The following is a 19,468-nucleotide window of genomic DNA, read 5'->3' on the forward strand; positions in this document are numbered from 1 at the left end:
ACCGAACATGACGTGAAAGTACGCCGGGAACACCATGATCATTCCAACGATTGGCGTAGCCCGGCCAGGTCGGCTACGGTGGATGGTTGACCGAAACGGAGGACACGAACACATATGACATCACAAGCCGTACTCAGGGCCATGCGTGCCGAGGACATGCCCGCGATCGAGGACCTTGCCACACGCACCTGGAAATACGACGAACGGATGACGCCACGCAACGCCGGCCTTCTCGGCCGCATCGACGCCTGCAACTGCCTCTCCCGCCGCACGTTCATGCGCGTGGCCGACATCGACGGCCAGGTCGCCGGGCTCATCGTCGCCGCCGACCGGAGGCATCCCCGCACCGATCACCGGCTCGTCCTGCGCCAGGCCGCGGCGGGGCTGCGGCTGCTCGCCGACGCCGAAGGACGCCGGGGACTGCGTACGTTCGCCGAATACATGGCCACCGACCGGGCCCTCGACCGTGACGCCCGCGGCCAGGGGCGACGGTACGACGGCGAGATCGTGCTGTTCATCGTCGACGACCATTACCGCGGCCACGGCCTGGGACGACTGCTGTTCGACGCCGCGCTCGCATATTTCCGCGACCGCGGCATAGACGACGTGTTCCTGTACACCGACACCGGCTGCGACTACGGCTTCTACGACCACCGCGGCATGGAACGACGATGCTCGCGCAGGGTGGACCTCGACCAGGCCGGAGGGGACGCCGTCGAGGAGATGTACATCTACGACGGTTCGGTCGGCCGACTGACGGCGTGGACGAACGGCGGCGGACGACACCGGGACCGTATAGCCTGATAATCGGACGGACGGGAAAGGAGCAGTCCATGAACGTTATGGAGAAGACGGTGGCGATGGCCGAGGCATGGTGGGCAAAGCACCACGTGCATCTGGCCCCCGAGCCGGCGGGGGAGCGCTCCGGACTGGTCGGCGAGCAGTACGGCGGCGACGGCGGTACTGCACGCCCGTTCACGCTCGTGGCCGTGGGCGACTCCATGGTCGCCGGTTGCGGCGTGGACGACCAGGCCAAGGGGCTCATCCCCGATCTGGCACGTGGCATCGCCGACGTGCTCGAACGCCCCGTGCGTTGGAGCACGCATGGCAAACTCGGCGCCACCATGCGCCGTGTGCGCTACCGTCTCCTGCCCGAGGTCGCGGAGAAACCCGATTTGTTGGTATTGTGCGCCGGATCGAACGACATCATGGCCCAGCGCAGCGAGAAGGAATGGTCGGCGGACCTCGCCGCCACGCTCGACGAGGCCGCGGCGCTCGCCGACGACATCGTCGTGTACAGCTGCGGACAGCTGTACAACAGCCCATCGCTCGGCGCCACACTGCGCCGCTACCTTGAGGGCCGTGTCGACGCGCAGACCGCGGCCAGCAAACGCATCTGTGCCGGCCGTGACGTCATCTACCTCGACATGACGCATGAGGACGTGAAGGCCGACGACGCGCAGTTCTACGCCGACGACCACTTCCACCCGGGCGAGTTCGGCTACCGGTACATGGCCGACCGCAGCATCGAGCTCCTGCGCGATCACCTCCTCGACCTCAAAGCCCGCCCCTCCCGCTAGCTGCCTGTCATCCTGAGCGGGGCCTGTGGCTGGTCCTCCTGTCATCCTGAGCGGGCCTGCGGCTGGTCCTCCTGTCATCCTGAGCGGAGCCCGTAGGGCGGAGCCGAAGGATCTCGGGACGGTGTGAGATCCTTCGACTCGCTACGCTCGCTCAGGATGACAAAAGGGGCGACCGTTCAGGATGACAGAACGAGGGCGACCGTTCAGGATGACAGAACGAGGGCGACCGTTCAGGATGACAGAACGAGGGCGATTGCTCAGGGTGGCAGGGGGTTCCGCGGAGGTCACACGGCGTAGGTGATGGTCAGGGGAGCGTGGTCGGACCAGCGCATGTCGTAGGTCGGCGCCTTGTCGATGACGAACCCGCGTGCCGTCTCGGCGAGCTCCGGCGTGGCGAACTGGTAATCGAGCCGCCAGCCCACGTTGTTGTCGAACGCGCGGCCGCGCTGGCTCCACCACGTGTACGGACCTTGGATGTCTCCGGCGAGGTCGCGCATCACGTCCACGAACTCGTATTCGTCGAGCCAGCGGTCCACGTAGGCGCGTTCGGCGGGCAGGAAGCCCGCATGCTTCACATTGCCCTTGGCGTTCTTGATGTCGAGTGGCGTATGCGCGATGTTGAAGTCACCGCACAGCACCGCCTGCCGGCCACCGGACGCCGCCTCGTCGCGCAATTGCCCCAACCGCACGAGCATATGGTCGAGGAACCGGTATTTCTGCGCCATCTTCGTCTCGTCGTCGGCGTTGCCCGCGTGCACGTACACGCAGCATACGGTGATCGCATAGCCTTCCGGCGTGCGCACGTCCGCCTCGATCCACCGTCCGGAATCCACATCCTCATCCAATCCCGGCAGACCATGGCGCGTTGCCAGCACGGGCAGCGACGACAGCAGACCCACGCCGGCACGCCCCTTCACCCGGCATACCTCGTTCACCCGGTGCAGGTCATCCGGCCCGTCGACGGCGCCCGACCGCGCATACCGTGCGGCGATGTCGTCGAAAATCGGCTCGAGCGCGTCCTGCGGGGCGCGCACCTCCTGCATGCACCACACGTCAGGCGTGTGCCCGTCCACCCATGCGCCCATGTTCTTGCGCGCCGCCGCACGAATGCCGTTCATATTCGAAGTCGTAATGGAAATCATGAACAGCAGTCTACCCACGTCCCGTCACTGTCCGGCTCTCCTGGGGGCTGTCATGCGCAGCATGACTGGGGGGAGACTGACACGTGATGAGTGAAAGCTGCTATGCCCGTGGAAACGCCTGATCGTACCGTTTCGTCAGCTGTTCGATCGAGACATGCGTGTACCGCTGCGTCGTCTGCAGCGAGGAATGGCCGAGCATCTCCTGCACCTCGCGCAGGTCGGCCCCGCCGTCGAGCATATGCGTGGCCGCGGAATGGCGCAGCGCATGCGGCCCGATGTCGGGCACGCCGGCGGCGGCCGCGGCGCGATGCACCACCGTGCGCGCCTGCCGGGGGTCGAGGCGCCGTCCCCGCGCGCCAAGGAACACGGCGTTTTCGTCGTCGGCCGACCCGGCCCTGCGCAGCACCACGCCGCGGCCCCCGTCCATCCACGCGTCCAGCGTCCGCTGTGCCGGCAGCCCGAATGGCACCACCCGCTGTTTGCCGCCCTTGCCGAGCACGCGCACCGTACGATTCGAGCGATCCACGTCGTTGACATCGATGCCGACGAGCTCGGAAATACGGATGCCCGTCGCATACAGCAGTTCGACGATGGCGGCGTCACGCTGCCCGATGGCATGGCGGAACCCATCACCGCCCCGATGGCTCGTCCGTCCCGTTCCCCCGGCACCGGCGTCTCCGACTGTGATGCCGTTGTCGCCGGCCGTGTGCCCCGGCATCGACACGCCGGCCTCGGCGTCCGCATGGTCCATCATCCGTTCGGCCTGCGCCTCGCTCAGCACCGTCGGCAGCGTGCTCGGGATCTTCGGCGTCTTCAGGCCCGCGGCAGGATCGGAGGGAATCATTCCATGACCGTATGCGTACGCGAAGAACGCACGTACCGCCACGACCTTCCTCGCCATGGACGAGCGCGCAAGCCCCGGCGACGCCGATGCCATCCATGAACGCAGGTCGTCCACCGTCACCGCGGCCAGGGACGTCACGCCACGTGCACCCATCGACGACAGGCACGCGCGCAGGTCGGACCCATATGAACGAATCGTATTGGCGCTCAGCCCCCGGTTGACGGCCATATACCGTAGAAAGGCGTCGACCTCGCGTTCATGCTCCATGTGCGTTCCCTCCTTCGTCGTCATCATACCGGCGCGTGGCCCCGTCATTTGGAAAAACGACGATTCTATGGTTTAACAGTAGGGTGCAGAACAGCGAAAACAACATCGAAGATGTTTCATCCGGCGCGTCGACCACGTCGGCGACGGCATCATCCGCCGGCGACGGCACCCCCATCGTGCTGACGTTCGTCGTCCCCTCCTACAACGTCGAGGACTATCTCGGACGATGCCTCTCCTCCCTGCTCATCGAACAGGACCTGAGCGACACGGAGATCCTCATCGTCAACGACGGGTCGAAGGACGGCACGTTGGCGCTCGCCCGCGAATACGAAAGCCGGTATCCGAACGTCATCCGTGTGATCGACCAGCCCAACAAGGGCCATGGCGGGGCCGTCAACACGGGCGTCGCCAACGCGCGCGGCATGTACGTCAAAGTCGTCGACGCCGACGACTGGCTCGACATGGTGGCGCTGCGCAACGTGCTCGCCGAACTGCGCACGCAGGCGCAGGCCGCGGCTCCCGTCGATTTGGTAATCACGAACTACACGTACGAGAAACAGGGCAAGCGCATCAAGAAGACCGTGCGCTACGGCAGCGTGATGCGGCCGAACACCATCCTCGGCTGGAACGAGGTGAGGCGGTTCCGCCCCGACCAGAACCTGCTCATGCATTCGCTCATCTACCGCACCAAGGTGCTGCGCGAGAAGGCGGCGCTGACGCTGCCCGAGCACACGTTCTACGTGGACAACATCTACGCGTACGCGCCGCTGCCGCAGGTGCGCACGCTCATGTACCTCGACGAGGACCTCTACCGCTACTTCATCGGCCGCGAGGGACAGTCGGTCGAGGAGGAGACGATGATCCGTCGCATCGACCAGCTCATCCGCGTGGTGCGCGCCATGATCGACGCGACGCCGGGCCGCGACGCCGTGCCCGCCGGCCTCTACCGGTACATGATCCACTACCTGACCATCAACATGGCCATCGACTCGGTGTTCATGGTGCTCTCCAAGGACAGGGAGAACTACCGCCGCAAGGACGAGCTGTGGTCGTACCTCGCCGAACACGCGCCCGAGGCCGACGCCGCGGTGCGGGGCACGGTCATCGGACGGCTGCTCACCGTGCGCGGCCCGCTCGGCCGCGGTCTCATCCGCCTCGGCTATGGCATCGCCCACAACATCGTCGGCGTCAACTGAGGTGACGGTACTGCCTGTGTCATTCAGAACGGGCGAATCCCCTGTGTCATCCTGAGCACGGGGGATTCTCTTTTGTCATCCAGGGCGGGCGGATTCCTCCCTGTGTCATCCTGAGCGAGCGCAGCGAGTCGAAGGGCAGTCGGCATGGTCCCTATCCGGCCGGCATATAGGTGTTGCTTCCTCCCTGCGATTTGTCGGTCACGGTATGCGCGGAGGCGTCGTAGACGAATACTCGTGGCGCCGACTTCCCGGACTGCGCGGAGGCATCGTAGAGCAAGTAGCGTGATCCGCCGTCGGATCGTACGGAATAGGTGGTGGTCGTCCTGCTTTTGGGGCCGATTCCTGACTCCCATGCAACGGATGTCGCCGTGTTCCCGGAGAAAGTGATGGTTTCGCGGAATCCACCGACGGGCGCGGCGTAGAAGTAGCTGCCGTATGGGTGGGCGCCGGTCGTCTGCGTGCCGCCTGACGACTGGCTTTGCGATTGCGACTGCTGTTGTCGTTGGATGTCGGCCTGCTGCTCCTGCTGGGCCTGCTGTTGCTGCTGCTGGAGGGTGCGGTCGGCGTTCTGCTTGGCGGTCATGGAATTGTTGACCTTGTCGATGGCGGCGGTGAGGTCCTTGTTGGCCTTGGTGATGTCGGTGAGTGTGGGGTTGCTGCCGTTCGCCACCTTCTTGGCGTTGTCGATGGACGTCTGGAGCGTGGTGATGGTGTTCTGGTCGCTGACGTTGCCTTTGGCTTTGGAGAGAATGGATTCGGCCTTGGTGATGGAGTCGTTCAGCGACTTCCTGGAGTCGGCGAGGCTTTTGCCGTCACGGCTGGCGGTCACGGCGTCCACGGCCTTGGCGAGCGAGTCGTTGTCCTTGCCGGCCTGGTCGGCGGCTTCCTTGAGCTGCTCCGCGTTGGCTTTGAGCTGGCGGAACGGCTGGTCGGCGGAGCAGTCGAGTTTCGCCGTGTCGGGCGTCGTGGTGTCGGATATGGCGGTCTTCAGCGCGGTGAGGGTTCCGGCATCGTTGAGTTTGCCGCCGTCGGTGCCGGCGGCGTCCTTCGCCTGCTTCATGGTCTTGTCCAGTGTGGTGGCGAGGGATGTGAGCCGGTCCTGCTCCTGCCGGCAGGTATCGGCCATGGCCGTGGTCTGGTGGCGGGTGAACAGCAGCGTACCCACGGCCAGCAGGGCCACGACGACCGCGGCGGCGGCGAGGATGGTCATAAGTCGACGGCGGTTGTCGTCGTTGTTCCCGCCACCGGTGGGGCCGGACTCCACATTGCCGTCGCCGCCTGGCGTCCCGGCCGTAGGGGCCGCTTCCGAGCCGGGCATCGGCACCGGAGGCAGTCCCATACCGTCCGTCTGCGCCGCACGGCTTGTCCCCGACGGCATGGGCACCGGCGTCATCGCCGCGGAAGGCATGGGAACCGGCGATATTGCGGATTGGTTCGGTGCACGGAAAGCCATGAATCCCCTCGAGACAATGGTCGGAAACATCTATCGGAATACGCGCTGCATTATACCCTCCTGTGATAACCATGGGTTTCAGATGACTGGCGTTCCGGCGTATCCGTACCAATCGCGATGACGTATGGCCGTCCGGAAACGTGGGCAATCACACAATTGACCCGACGAACCATTAGACTGGGCACGGTATATCCACGCATGTGACGAAACGAGGAACAATGGGACTGTTCGGATTCGGCAAGAAGCACCATGACGCCGAAGAGGCGACCAAGGACGTCGACGTCGACGAGACCGCGGACGCCGTCGAGGACGTCGAAGGCACCGAAGACGCCGACGCGGCCGCCAAGGACGCGAACCCCGGAGAGGGCGAGCGCGGCGTGGACCACGGCCCATGGGACGTCGACGACGAGAACATCCCCGACTACGACGACTATCTCGACATCGGCTCCCTCTACCTGCCGTTCCTGCAGGGCATCGAACTGCGGCTCAAGGGCGCACGCAAGACGGGCACCGTGCTTGGCGCCACCATCACCCTCGGCGACTCCAGCCTGGAGATGGAGGCGTTCGCCGCACCGAAGTCGTACGGCCTGTGGGACGACGTGCGCGCCGACCTGCTTGAGGCCAACGAGGGCGCCGAAGAGGTCGAAGGCGTGTTCGGCACCGAGCTGCGTCTGCCCGTGAAGGTCAAGGACAAGACGCTCAACACCCGCATCGTCGGCGTCGACGGCCCGCGCTGGATGCTGCGCGGCATCTTCACCGGCCCGTCCGCCGAATTCGACGGCGACAGCGACGAGAAGACCACGCTCGACAAGTACTTCTCCGACATGGTCGTGGACCGCGGCGAGGAGCCGCTGGCCCCGCGTGACCTCATCCCCATGCATGCGCCGGTCGGTCCGGCCGAACGCGCCAAGCAGGCCGAGGCCGAGGCGAAGGCCGAAGACGACAAGAAGAAGGGCGTCCCCGGCAAGCCCGACGGCCCGCTCACCAAGACCGTGCAGACCGAGACGCAGACCACGCTGCGCCGTGGCCCCCTGTTCTCCGAAGTCCGATAGATGACACGACCGGCGGCCATGAGCGAACAGCATACGATTCCCGACGATTCCGAAACGAAACCCGGCGCCGCGCCCGGCGATGACGGCGCGAAAAAGCGCAGCGGGCTGGCATCGCTGGCGGATGAGGACTTCTCCGTCATCGACGCCATCGGCGGACCACGCGGCGTCATCGAATCGATGCTGCCGGGCGTGGTGTTCGTCGTCCTGTTCGTCGCCACCCGCGACCTGCGGCTGACGGTCATGGTGTCCGCGGCCATCGCCGTCGTGCAGGTCGTCGTGCGGCTGTTGCAGCGGCAGTCCGTGCTCGGCGCGCTCACCGGCGTGATGGCCGTGGCCATATGCCTCGTCTGGGCGTGGCTCAGCCACGACGCCCGCAACTACTATCTGCCCGGGTTCCTCGTCAACTCGTTCTGGATCGTCGTGCTCGCCATATCGCTGCTCGCACGCGTCCCCGGCATCGGCGTGCTCGTGGAGTTCGTACGCAACCCCGCCACCGGGCATTTCCGTGATTGGCTGCACGCCTGGCGGGACGACGCGCCGCTGCTCAGGGCGTACATGATCGTCAGCGGTCTGTGGATCGCCGTGTTCGCGCTGCGTCTGGGCATACAGGTGCCCATGTATCTGACCAACCATGTCGGATGGCTCGGCACCGCCCGGCTCATCATGGGCGTGCCCCTGTTCGCCGCCGCCATCTGGGTGTCGTGGCTCGTCATCGCCACGCCGCTGCACCGGCATCGCATGGCCGAGGAAAGGAATTCATGACATCCCAAGTCCGCATCGAACGCTACGCCGACCAGGGACGCTGCATCGCCCACATCGACGGGCGCGTGGTATTCGTCCGATTCGCGCTGCCCGGCGAACTCGTGGACGTCAGGCTCGACGAGCCGCACGATCGCGACGACCGGTTCTGGACCGGTGAGGTCGTCGAGGTGCTCGAACCGAGCGACGACCGCGTGGACCCCGCATGGCCGCTGGCCGGGCCACTCGCCAGCGGCGGGGGAGTGGGCGGCGCCGACATGGTGCACGTCTCCATCCCCGGACAGCTCCGTTGGAAGTCCGCATCCATCGAGGACCAGATGAAGCGGCTTGGCCACGTGGATGTCGACGTGCCGGTTGTCGGCGTGCCCGGTGACGGGGAACGCCGTGGCCTCGGCTGGCGCACCCGCATCGAGATGATCGCCGACGACCAGGGCCGGCCCTCCATGCGCCGGCGCGAATCCCACGTGCGCGTGCCCCTGGACGCCATGCCGCTGGCCACCGACGCCCTTAACGCCGTGGCGGAATCCGAACACGTGTGGGACGGCGGGTTCAAGCCCGGTTCGCAGATTCGGCTTGCCGTCCCCGAACCGCGCGGCGGCGCGTCCACCGTACCGGAGCCCAACCACGCCCTTCTCGTCGATGGCGAACTGCGTTCCGGCACCCGGCACCTCACCGAGACCATGACCCTGAACGACGGCCATGAATATTCGTACACCGTCGACGCCGGCGGCTTCTGGCAGGTGCACCGCCAGGCCCCCAACGTGCTCGCCAACGAGGTCGTCGACCTGGTGCGCCGGCGGCTCGACGGCGCCGATGACGCCACGATATGGGACCTCTACTCCGGATCGGGCCTCTTCACCCTGCCGTTGGCGACCGCCACGGCGAAGCGCACGCACATGCTCAGCATCGAGGGCGCCAAGACCGCCGTGCACAACGCCCGGCGCAACCTCAAGGCCGCCGGCATCGAGAACGTCCAGGCGCTCATCGGCGATGTGTCGAAGACGCTGCGCCATGTGCCGAAGCGCCTCGCCCGGCCCGATGTGGTCGTGCTCGACCCGCCGCGCGCCGGTGCCAAAAGGCGCGTATGCGAGCAGATCGCCGAATCCGGCGCCCGGTCCGTCGTCTACGTGGCCTGCGACCCCGCCAGCCTCGCCCGCGACACCGCCACGCTCACCGGCCTCGGCTACACCATCGCGTACATCAGGGGGCACGACATCTATCCCAACACCCATCACGTCGAAACCATCGCCCTCTTCACACGATGAACGGACGAATGACGATGAGACGGGCCGTAAGAATGCTGGCCGGGCTGCTGGCGGCGGCCATGGTGCTGCCGTTGGCCGGCTGCATGCCGAAGGACAAGGCGGTGGGCGATACGCAGGAGACCCCCGAGGCCATCGCGCACGACGGCGTCGACCGGCACGACATCGGCGTCGGATTCGTGGGCAGCGCCAGACCCGGCAACGCCAAACGCGACGCCTCCGTCCTCCGGTCGATGCGTGCGAACGACATGCAGCCGTTCTACGCCGCCTCCAACGACGATGCCGGCAGCCAGCAGAAGGCGGTCGAGGGATTCGTCCAACGCGACGTGAAGGTCATCGTCATCAGCGTGGACGGCGCATCCGGCTGGCAGGACGTGCTCGACGAGGCGCGCCGGGCCGGCATCCCCGTCGTGCTGCTGGAAAGCTCCATCACACCGGACGACCGGACGCTGTATGCGGCCCGGTTCCATATCGTCCCGAAGGATTCGACGCCCAAGGGCGGCGCATACGGCATCGACGACGCGCTGATGACCATCATCGACGACAAGCCGCACGACAAGGACATGAACGTGATGTTGACGGGAGCGTTGGAATGAGCGGGACGGCGGGAACCACGGCGGCGAAGGAGACGATGCCCGCGGTGGCGATGGCGGGGCTTTCCTCCGAGGATGTGAGGCGCCGCATCGCACAGGGCGAGGCCAACATCACGAAGGACAAATCCTCACGGTCGGTGGCGCAGATCATCCGCGCGAACGTGTTCACCCTGTTCAACGCCATCATCGCCGTGGCCATGGTCATGGTGCTGCTCACCGGCCAATGGCGCGACTCCGTGTTCGGATTCGTCATCATCATCAACACCGGCATCGGCATCGTCACCGAGCTGAGGGCCAAACGCACGCTCGACAGGCTGTCGATCCTCGTGGCCTCGAAATACATGGTCCGACGGGACGGCGCGGACACCGAGATAGCCCATAGCGAGATCGTCAGGGACGACCTGCTGTGGATCCGTTCCGGCGACCAGATTCCCGCCGACGTGGAGATCCTCGAGACCTGGGGCCTCGAACTCGACGAATCCATGCTCACCGGCGAATCGCGGACCGTGCGCAAGGACATCGGCGACGTCGCGTATTCGGGTTCGACCGCCGTCTCCGGCATGGCGTTGGGGCGCGTGACCGCCGTGGGCGCGCACAGCTATGCGGCCAGGCTCGCCGCCGAGGCGAAGATATACAAGAAGACCCATTCCGACCTCAACGCCGGCATCAACACGATACTGAAGTTCATGACGTTCCTCGTCGTGCCGTTGTGCGCGCTGCTGATCTGGACGCAGATGAACACCGTCGGCGGATGGGACGCCGCCATCGCGACCGGCGCATGGCGGCAGGCCGTCGTCTCCGCCGTCGCCGGCGTGGTCGGCATGATCCCCGAAGGGCTCGTGCTGCTCACCTCGCTGAACTTCGCCGTGGCCGCCATGCGGCTCGCCCGGCGGAACACGCTCGTCCAGGAGCTCGAATCCGTCGAGACGCTCGCCCGCGTGGACGCCCTGAACCTCGACAAGACCGGCACCATCACCGACGGCGGCATCGCCTTCGACCGGATGGAGATGCTCGACGGCAACGCGACCGACGACGAACGGCGTGCGGCCGGTCAGGCGCTATACGACCTCGCGAACGAGGAACAGCCCAACGGCACCGGCAAGGCCATCCTCGCCGGACTGGGGGAGCGGGGAGTCACGGCCGGCGACGTCACGGCGCGCGTACCGTTCTCCTCGGCACGCAAATGGAGCGCGGTGACCACCACCGACACGGTGTGGTACATGGGCGCCCCCGAGGTGCTCATCTCGGCCATGCGCGGCGACCATGCCGCCGTTCTCGACCGCGCCAACGCCATCGCCGGCGAAGGCAGCCGCGTGGTGCTGCTCGCAAAGGCCCCGCTGGCCGGCATACCCGACCCGGAGCGGAATCCGGCGCTTTTCCCCGACGCCGCACCCACCGCATTGGTCGTCTGCTCCGAACGCATCCGGCCGGACGCCGAGAAGACCCTCGCCTGGTTCCGAGAACAGGGCGTGCGATGCCGCCTCATCTCCGGAGACAACCCCCGCACCGTCGCCGCCATCGCCGGCAAGGTGCGGCTCACCGGAGCCGACGCCCCACGCTACATGGACGCGCGCGAACTGCCCGACGGCATCGACGAACTCGCCGAAACGCTCGAACACGTCGACGTGCTCGGCCGCGTGCTGCCCGACCAGAAGAAGGCCATCGTGCAGGCCCTGCACCAGCGCGGCCACACCGTGGCCATGACCGGCGACGGCGTCAACGACACGCTGGCGCTGAAGGAGGCCGACCTCGGCATCGCCATGGGCAACGCCGCGCCCGCCGCCAAGGCCGTCGCCCAGGTCGTGCTCGTCGACTCCAAATTCTCCCACCTGCCCGACGTCGTCGCCCGCGGCCGCCAGGTCATGGCCAACATGGAACGCGTCGCCAGCCTGTTCCTCGTCAAGACCGTCTACTCCGCCATCATCTCCCTCGGCGTCGTGCTCACCGCCATGCCCTACCCCTACCTGCCACGCCACATCACCTACGTGGGGGCGCTCACCATCGGCATGCCGGCGTTCATCCTCGCGCTCGCCCCCAACACGCGGCGGTACATCCCCGGCTTCCTCGGACGCGTCGTCGCCTTCGCCCTGCCCGGCGGCATCGCCACCGGCCTGTCGGTGCTGCTGAGCGCATGGATCGTGCCGCGCGTCATGGGATGGGACCTCGCGCGCCCCGCCGACCTCGACGCCATGCGCGCCACCAGCGCCATCATCCTGTTCCTCATGGGCGTGTTCGTGCTCGCCCGCGTGGCCCGTCCGCTTGCCTCATGGCGCGGCGGGCTCGTGGCGCTCTTCGCCGCCGCCGGCGTCATCGGCATGTTCATCCCCTTCGTCGCGAATTTCTTCGCCCTCATCATCCCCACCGGGCGCACGCTCGCGGCCACGGTCGTCGCACTCGTCATCGCCACGGTCATCTTCGCGGTCTGCATCGTGGCCGTCCCAAAAATCGGGCGTATTATTACACACGAAACACAAACACGCTAGAACTAATGTGTTAATAATTTCGTACATCACGGAGGTCGTATGTCCATCCATGACGATCAACTTGCCCGACTGAACGTCGCCGGCAAGGATTTCGACTACTATTCCATCGCAGATCTGCCCGGCATCGACCATCTGCCGTACTCGCTCAAGGTGCTCGTCGAGAACCTCGTACGCAACATCGACGGCGCCAACATCACCGACGACCACGTCAAGGCGCTGCTCGACTGGGATCCCGACGCCGAGCCCAGCCACGAGATCCAGTTCACCCCAAGCCGTGTCGTCATGCAGGACTTCACCGGCGTGCCGTGCATCGTCGACCTCGCCACCATGCGCGACGCCGTCAAGCAGCTCGGCGGCGACCCCGAGGTCATCAACCCGCAGGTCCAGTCCGACATGGTCATCGACCACTCCGTGCAGATCGACAAGTACGGCATCGCCGACGCCGTGCAGCAGAACATGGACATCGAATACCAGCGCAACGGCGAACGCTACCAGTTCCTCCGCTGGGGCCAGCAGGCGTTCCGCAACTTCCGCGTCGTGCCCCCGGGGACCGGCATCATCCACCAGGTCAACATCGAATACCTCGCCAAGGTCATCATGAGCAAGGTCGAGGAGAACGGCAACACGCTCGCCTACCTCGACTCCTGCGTCGGCACCGACTCGCACACCACCACCGAAAACGGACTCGGCGTGCTCGGCTGGGGCGTCGGCGGCATCGAGGCCGAAGCCGCCATGCTCGGCCAGCCCATCTCCATGCTCGTGCCGCGCGTCGTCGGCTTCAAGCTCACCGGATCCATCCCCGAAGGCGTCACCGCCACCGACGTGGTGCTCACCATCACCGACATGCTCCGCCAGCACGGCGTCGTCGGCAAGTTCGTCGAATTCTACGGCGAAGGCATCGCCTCCGTGCCGCTCGCCAACCGCGCCACCATCGGCAACATGAGCCCCGAATTCGGCTCCACCTGCGGCATCTTCCCCATCGACGACGTCACCCTCGACTACCTGCGCCTCACCGGCCGCAGCGAGGAGCAGGTCGCCCTCGTCGAAGCCTACGCCAAGGCCAACAAGCTCTGGGGCGACGCCAAGGACCCGAACTACGTCGAACCGCGGTACTCCGAATACATGGAACTCGACCTAGGCGACGTCGTGCCGTCCATCGCCGGACCGAAGCGCCCGCAGGACCGCATCAAGCTCTCCGAAGCCAAGAAGACGTTCGAGGAGACCCTGCCCGCCTACGAGACCGAGAAGACCGTCAAGGAACCCGTGCCCGTCTCCACCAGCTTCCGCGGCGACTTCGAACTCGACAACGGCGACGTGGCCATCGCCTCCATCACCTCCTGCACCAACACCTCCAACCCGAGCGTCATGATCGCCGCCGGCCTCATCGCCCGCAACGCCCACGCCAAGGGACTCAAGCCCAAGCCGTGGGTCAAGACCTCGCTCGCACCCGGTTCGCAGGTCGTCGCCGACTACCTCAAGGCCGCCGGCCTCCAGGACGACCTCGACGCCCTCGGATACCAGCTCGTCGGCTTCGGCTGCGCCACCTGCATCGGCAACTCCGGCCCGCTGCTGCCCGAAATCTCCGAAGCCATCAACGCCAACGACATGACCGTCACCGCCGTGCTCTCCGGCAACCGCAACTTCGAAGGCCGCATCTCGCCGGACGTCAAGATGAACTACCTGGCCTCCCCGCCGCTCGTCATCGCCTACGCGCTCGCCGGCACCATGGACTTCGACTTCGCCACCCAGCCGCTCGGGACCGACGCCGACGGCAACGACGTCTACCTCAAGGACATCTGGCCCACCAACGAAGAGGTCGAGGCGGTCGTCTCCGGCACCGTCAACCGCGAGATGTTCCTCAAGGACTACGCCTCCGTCTTCGAAGGCGACCGCCGTTGGAAGGGCCTCGACGTGCCCGAAGGCGAGCTCTTCGCCTGGGACCCCAAGTCCACCTACGTGCGCAAGCAGACGTTCTTCGACGGCATGAACGCCACCCCGGACCCGGTCAAGGACATCCACGGCGCCCGCGTGCTCGCCCTGCTCGGCGACTCCGTGACCACCGACCACATCTCCCCGGCCGGCGCGTTCAAGGCGTCCAGCCCCGCAGGCAAGTACCTCACCGAACGCGGCGTGCAGCCCAAGAACTTCAACTCCTACGGCTCCCGCCGAGGCAACCACGAGATCATGGTCCGCGGCACCTTCGGCAACATCCGCCTGCGCAACCTCCTGCTCGCCTCCACCGGCAACGAGGTCACCCCCGGTGGCTTCACCTACGACTTCACCACCGGCAAGCCGTCCACCATCTTCGACGCCTCGCTCAACTACAAGGCCGCGAACACGCCGCTCGTGGTCCTCGCCGGCAAGGAGTACGGCACCGGATCGTCCCGCGACTGGGCCGCCAAAGGCACCCTCATGCTCGGCGTCAAAGCCGTCATCACCCGGAGCTTCGAACGCATCCACCGCTCCAACCTCATCGGCATGGGCGTGCTGCCGCTCCAGTTCCCCGAAGACGAATCCTACGAGTCGCTCGGCCTCGACGGCACCGAAACCTACGACATCGCCGGAATCGAACAGCTCAACGCGGGCGAAACCCCCAAGACCGTCAAGGTCACGGCCACCCACGCCGACGGCAGCGTCACCGAATTCGACGCCGTCGTCCGCATCGACACCCCCGGGGAGGCCGACTACTACCGCAACGGCGGCATCCTCCAGTACGTGCTCAGGAACCTCATGAGGAAATAAGATAACGGAGCGTCTTCGGCACGTCAGCGGAATCGACGTACTTTTGTACGCCTTCATCCGCTGGCGCACCGAAGCCGCACGCGTTATCTCATTTAGGGCTCACTTTTATGCGCCTAGAGGATACACGCATTACCTTATTGGGGCTGGTCATTGGACTGAATGTTATGCGTCAACGGAATCGACGTGCCGCGCCGTCTTGAGGCTCCCCCTGTCAGGGGAGCTGGCCGCCGTAAGGCGGTCTGAGGGGTAGTCGACGCCATCACAGCGAATCCACATCAATCGGTTGGTCACGGATCGCCGTCGTAAACATGCCGTTCCATCGGCGTGCCACGTCGGCAATCCGTGACCAACCGCGTTTATGGAGGAAACCGTGAGCGGACGCCGGCACGGAATGGACATTCCGACGTACCATGTATGCGGACGAAAGGGGACCCATGGGTACGAAAGCGTTGATCATCGTCGATGTGCAGCCGACATTTTGCGAGGGAGGCGAACTCGGCGTGGCCGGCGGCAACGCGGTCGCCGAACGCATCGCCGCCTACGTGAACGCCAACCGAGGCGACTACGCGTATATCGCCACCACACAGGACTGGCACATCGTGCCGGGCGCGCACTTCTCCGAACATCCCGACTTCGTCGATTCATGGCCGCCGCACGGCGTCGCCGGCACGCCGAACGCCGACCTGCATCCCGCCATCACAGCGCTGAACATCCAGCACCACTTCAAGAAGGGCCAGTATTCGGCCGCATATTCGGGGTTCGAAGGCATCGAGGACAATTCCGACCGTCAGCAGTCCCGCTCCGAAGTGCGCATCGCCCTTGAGCAAGGTCATACGCTTGCCAACGCCCTGAAGACAGCCGGCATCACCGACGTGGACGTCGTCGGCATCGCCGAATCGCATTGCGTCAAGGAGACCGCGCTCGACGCCGTCAGGCTCGGCTACCATACCCGCGTGTTCACCGACCTGACCGTGCCGGTCAGCGCCGAACTCGGCGAACAGGCGCGCAGGGAGATGGCCACGGCCGGCGTCGAACTCATCGAATCCGGACAGGCCGACTGATTCGGCTCTTACGGGTCCAGTGGAGAGGGCAGATCGGCCCTGCCCACCAGCTGCGCCAGTTGCACACGGCTCATACACAGCTTCTCCGAGGCCGAGGAGAGATGCGCCTTCGTCGTGCGTTCGCTGGTGAACATGCGTGCCGCGATCTCCTGGTTCGTCAATCCCTCGGCGGCCAGCAGCACCGCCTCCCGTTCCCGTTCGCTCAGCGAGTCCAGCAGGGAGCGCGCCTCGTCCCGACGCGTCATCGGACGGTGCGCATGCAGGTCCGCCAGCAGCTGCCGCTGGCTTGCCGGATTATACTGCGGCCTGCCCTCGCATACGCTGACGATGCGGTCGATGATTTCCTGGGGCGCATCCGTCTTCGACACGAACCCCTCGGCGCCGGCCTCCGCGGCACGCTCCACCGTGCCCTTCGGGGAAAGCGACGTCAATATGAGCACATGCGGGGCAGAGGGCAGTCCCCGCAGGCGCGCCGTTGCCGTGATGCCATCGCCGTCCGGCATGGCGATGTCCATGAGCACCACATCCGGATGCTCCACACGGGCCCTCGACACAGCGTCATCGCCGTTGTTGGAGGTGGACACCACGCTGACCCGGCCCGCCGAATAATCGTTGAGAATCATCGACATCGCCTGGCAGATCATCGGATCGTCGTCGACGACGCTCACCATGATAGGCGAGGACGGAGCATTGGATGGTTCGGATGAAGGCATACCCTCATCGTAGCGGCTTGAACGGCAGTTTCACGTCAAGATGGAAGGCGTTGCGCCCATCGTACCCATAGTCACAGGTGCCGCCCACCTGCTGCACGCGGGTCCTGAGACCGGGAAGGCCGTTGCCTCCGGTCCGGGGAAGCGGCATGGGACGGTCGGCGGAACCTGAACCCCGCGGATTCCCGGACCCCCGCGCAGGGGAGTGCGGGACATCCGTCGCTACCGTGGGCGACGGCATCGTGGCGTTCGTGAACAATATGATCACCCCACGTGGCCTCGCCGCGGTGATTTCCAACGACACACGCTGACCAGGGGCATGACGACGGGCGTTCGTCAGCCCCTCCTGCACCGCGCGGAACGCGATCTTGCCGATTTCAGGGTTCAGGGAGCTCAGATCGCGCACGTCAATCCACGTGTCCAACGTCATCCCCGCCGAACGTGCGGCATCGATGACGTCGTACAGCGCCTCCCGAGTCAGCGCGGTGCCGGAATCGGGCGCCATCATCGCCTGCGCGTCCTGCGGATGACGAAGCATATCGATGATGCTGTGGGCTTCATCCAGCGCACCGGCGGCCTGACGACGAATCTCGTCGGCCCGTTTCGCCAGTTCGGCGACGTTCCCTGCCGCGGCCTCGTCGTCCTGGGCCCCGACGGACGTGGATGCGAGCCTCATCGCCTGCGCCTGCAAAGCGCTCGCATTGACCGCGATCAGCGACAGACTGTGCGCAAGGGTGTCGTGCGCCTCGGCCGCCACGGCGTCCGCAAACCGTTGCGTGCTGAGGTTCGACTGCAATTGGTCGGCGCGTTCACGCTCATTGTTCGCACGGGCCGACGCATCCGCCGCCACCGCCCTGTTACGCATGTGCATGCCAGCAAGAATCGCAGCGGCGAAGGTGACGATGGTCCACAGCGTCGCCACGGCGATGATGGCGACGGAATCGGTCTCCACCACCGCGGGCACGCCGTCGACGCCGGTGCCGGGCCGGGCGAACAGCATGCGCCATACCGAGTATTCGTTCGGACGAAGCACATCCATGGCCTCGACCTTGAAGCAGCATGCCAGCACCAGTGCCGTGCACGCGGCCACTATGCGGCGGTCGCGGCACCGCGCATGGACCGACGCCAGCGCGAACAGCGACAACGCCGCGCCGGCGGGAAGCAGCAGCGTCGCCATACAGGCCGCCGCGCAGACGAACGCCGGGCGGATCCCACGCCGCAGCAGCAGGAACGGCGTGGCAAGACCAGCCACCAGGCCCACGACGCCCCACACATAGCCCAGGTCGTCGCCGGTGTGCTGGAACCAATTCGCCGCATACGCGCTCTGCACCAGCATGTCGAGCATCGAGACGGCAATCATCACGATGGTCCAGCGTCGTCTCGCGGTCACGACGGGGGCGGCAAGATCCGTGTCATGCGTCATATCGGTCATATCCGTCAAGCCTAGACGCAGGGGAGCGAGGACGCCATTGACCGCGCGTACCGGCCGTATCGCCCGTTCGGGCGAACGGATACGTCCGTTCGTACACTGACGCCGAAGCCATGGAATCGGTACGTTGAATCATGTATCGACCGTGCCGAAAGGAAGAGGCAATCATGACCAATAGCAATCACACACCCAATGGGCAGCCGGCGCCGCAGCAACCGACCACCGTTTACCAGGCGCCGTCCCATACATCACGCAAGGGCGCAAAGAGCGGGAAGCCGAAGAAGCCGTTCTGGAAGAAGTGGTGGTTCTGGCTGATCGTCGTCATCATTGTCGTGGCGTGTAGTCGTGGTACTGGCGATTCCTCACCCAATCAATCTTCTTCCACGGCCGCCTCCTCATCTTCGTCAGCAGCCGCCCCCACAACACAATCAAGTCCCGAGAAGACACAGAGAACGCAGGATGCCACCAAAACGACTGAGTCTCCCAAGAATGAAGAATCCAATGAGCCAAGCTATGGGACGGCGGTTCAGGTATGTGATGAGGCCGCCAAGCAGCAAGTGTTCCCCGGGATGGCATACGATTCGGATGCCATTCTCGGCCAACAGAAGTGGCAGCAGGGTCTTGATAAGAATCAATGGCTGGCGACATATAACGTGAAAGTTGGTCCTTCCAAAATTAAGACTGCGGTTACCTGCCTGGTTGACACTTCATCGAGTCCCTATAAGGTCATTTCCGTCAACCAGACGGAATGGAGATGAGAATGCTGCGTCAGTAGGCAATTGTCCAATGAACATGGCAGATGTGTGATGTGTACCGTTTCCATGGAGTCAAACACACAGAAACGGTACATCATCACACACAACACGCCGTGCGAAAAGCCTTTTATCGTGGAAAA

Annotated in this window: 16 protein-coding genes; 11 read left to right on the forward strand and 5 right to left on the reverse strand. The window is 65.4% G+C overall.

Annotated elements, in window-relative coordinates; genetic code table 11:
• The first annotated feature begins 114 nt into the window (after window positions 1–114).
• Both KIH77_RS01040 and KIH77_RS01045 read left to right on the forward strand, forming a co-directional pair.
• Complete coding sequence (locus KIH77_RS01040) at window positions 115–804, forward strand: GNAT family N-acetyltransferase (RefSeq protein WP_219099229.1); 690 nt, start codon at window positions 115–117, stop codon at window positions 802–804.
• A gap of 29 nt (window positions 805–833) precedes the next feature.
• Entirely contained in the window at window positions 834–1,580 is a 747-nt protein-coding gene (locus tag KIH77_RS01045) for an SGNH/GDSL hydrolase family protein (protein WP_219099230.1), read from the forward strand.
• A 284-nt stretch (window positions 1,581–1,864) separates the two neighbouring features.
• On the opposite strand, the gene KIH77_RS01050 is transcribed toward KIH77_RS01045, so the two are convergent.
• Both KIH77_RS01050 and KIH77_RS01055 read right to left on the reverse strand, forming a co-directional pair.
• Window positions 1,865–2,722, reverse strand: a complete 858-nt coding sequence (locus KIH77_RS01050; RefSeq protein ID WP_219099231.1) for an exodeoxyribonuclease III — start codon at window positions 2,720–2,722, stop codon at window positions 1,865–1,867.
• A gap of 100 nt (window positions 2,723–2,822) precedes the next feature.
• Window positions 2,823–3,833, reverse strand: a complete 1,011-nt coding sequence (locus KIH77_RS01055; protein ID WP_219099232.1) for a tyrosine recombinase XerC — start codon at window positions 3,831–3,833, stop codon at window positions 2,823–2,825.
• Window positions 3,834–4,006: 173 nt separating this feature from the next.
• Here KIH77_RS01055 and KIH77_RS01060 point away from each other — a divergent pair, with 173 nt between their 5' ends.
• Window positions 4,007–5,029: a glycosyltransferase family 2 protein gene (locus KIH77_RS01060; RefSeq protein WP_219099328.1), complete on the forward strand. Its 1,023-nt coding sequence runs from the start codon at window positions 4,007–4,009 to the stop codon at window positions 5,027–5,029.
• Between the two features lie 151 nt (window positions 5,030–5,180).
• Here the strand turns inward: KIH77_RS01060 and KIH77_RS01065 are convergent, their stop codons facing one another.
• Window positions 5,181–6,482, reverse strand: coding sequence for an FIVAR domain-containing protein (locus KIH77_RS01065; protein WP_219099233.1), 1,302 nt, complete (start codon window positions 6,480–6,482; stop codon window positions 5,181–5,183).
• A 218-nt stretch (window positions 6,483–6,700) separates the two neighbouring features.
• Here KIH77_RS01065 and KIH77_RS01070 point away from each other — a divergent pair, with 218 nt between their 5' ends.
• The 7 genes from KIH77_RS01070 (at window position 6,701) to KIH77_RS01100 (ending at window position 16,434) form a co-directional block, all read left to right on the forward strand.
• A complete protein-coding gene (locus tag KIH77_RS01070; protein ID WP_219099234.1) occupies window positions 6,701–7,534 on the forward strand; it encodes a DUF3710 domain-containing protein in 834 nt (277 codons plus the stop codon).
• Between the two features lie 18 nt (window positions 7,535–7,552).
• Window positions 7,553–8,296, forward strand: a complete 744-nt coding sequence (locus KIH77_RS01075) for a DUF3159 domain-containing protein (RefSeq protein ID WP_219099235.1) — start codon at window positions 7,553–7,555, stop codon at window positions 8,294–8,296.
• Complete coding sequence (locus KIH77_RS01080) at window positions 8,293–9,558, forward strand: class I SAM-dependent RNA methyltransferase (protein ID WP_219099236.1); 1,266 nt, start codon at window positions 8,293–8,295, stop codon at window positions 9,556–9,558. The genes KIH77_RS01075 and KIH77_RS01080 overlap by 4 nt, the downstream gene beginning before the upstream one ends.
• 8 nt (window positions 9,559–9,566) lie before the next feature.
• Window positions 9,567–10,151, forward strand: coding sequence for a substrate-binding domain-containing protein (locus tag KIH77_RS01085; protein ID WP_219099237.1), 585 nt, complete (start codon window positions 9,567–9,569; stop codon window positions 10,149–10,151).
• Window positions 10,148–12,631 (forward strand): HAD-IC family P-type ATPase, encoded by a 2,484-nt coding sequence (locus KIH77_RS01090; RefSeq protein WP_236024355.1) that lies wholly within the window; start codon window positions 10,148–10,150, stop codon window positions 12,629–12,631. The genes KIH77_RS01085 and KIH77_RS01090 overlap by 4 nt, the downstream gene beginning before the upstream one ends.
• A 39-nt stretch (window positions 12,632–12,670) precedes the next feature.
• A complete protein-coding gene (gene acnA, locus KIH77_RS01095; RefSeq protein ID WP_219099238.1) occupies window positions 12,671–15,373 on the forward strand; it encodes an aconitate hydratase AcnA in 2,703 nt (900 codons plus the stop codon).
• A 434-nt stretch (window positions 15,374–15,807) separates the two neighbouring features.
• Window positions 15,808–16,434: an isochorismatase family protein gene (locus KIH77_RS01100; protein ID WP_219099239.1), complete on the forward strand. Its 627-nt coding sequence runs from the start codon at window positions 15,808–15,810 to the stop codon at window positions 16,432–16,434.
• Between the two features lie 8 nt (window positions 16,435–16,442).
• On the opposite strand, the gene KIH77_RS01105 is transcribed toward KIH77_RS01100, so the two are convergent.
• Both KIH77_RS01105 and KIH77_RS01110 read right to left on the reverse strand, forming a co-directional pair.
• On the reverse strand, window positions 16,443–17,147 hold the full coding sequence (locus KIH77_RS01105) for a response regulator transcription factor (protein WP_219099240.1): 705 nt from the start codon (window positions 17,145–17,147) through the stop codon (window positions 16,443–16,445).
• A 4-nt stretch (window positions 17,148–17,151) separates the two neighbouring features.
• Window positions 17,152–18,576: a sensor histidine kinase gene (locus tag KIH77_RS01110; protein WP_219099241.1), complete on the reverse strand. Its 1,425-nt coding sequence runs from the start codon at window positions 18,574–18,576 to the stop codon at window positions 17,152–17,154.
• A gap of 164 nt (window positions 18,577–18,740) precedes the next feature.
• On the opposite strand from KIH77_RS01110, the gene KIH77_RS01115 reads away from it, so the two are divergent.
• Window positions 18,741–19,331 (forward strand): hypothetical protein, encoded by a 591-nt coding sequence (locus tag KIH77_RS01115; protein WP_219099242.1) that lies wholly within the window; start codon window positions 18,741–18,743, stop codon window positions 19,329–19,331.
• Window positions 19,332–19,468: the final 137 nt, after the last annotated feature.

This window comes from Bifidobacterium pluvialisilvae, from assembly GCF_019331695.1.
GTDB lineage: Bacteria > Actinomycetota > Actinomycetes > Actinomycetales > Bifidobacteriaceae > Galliscardovia > Galliscardovia pluvialisilvae.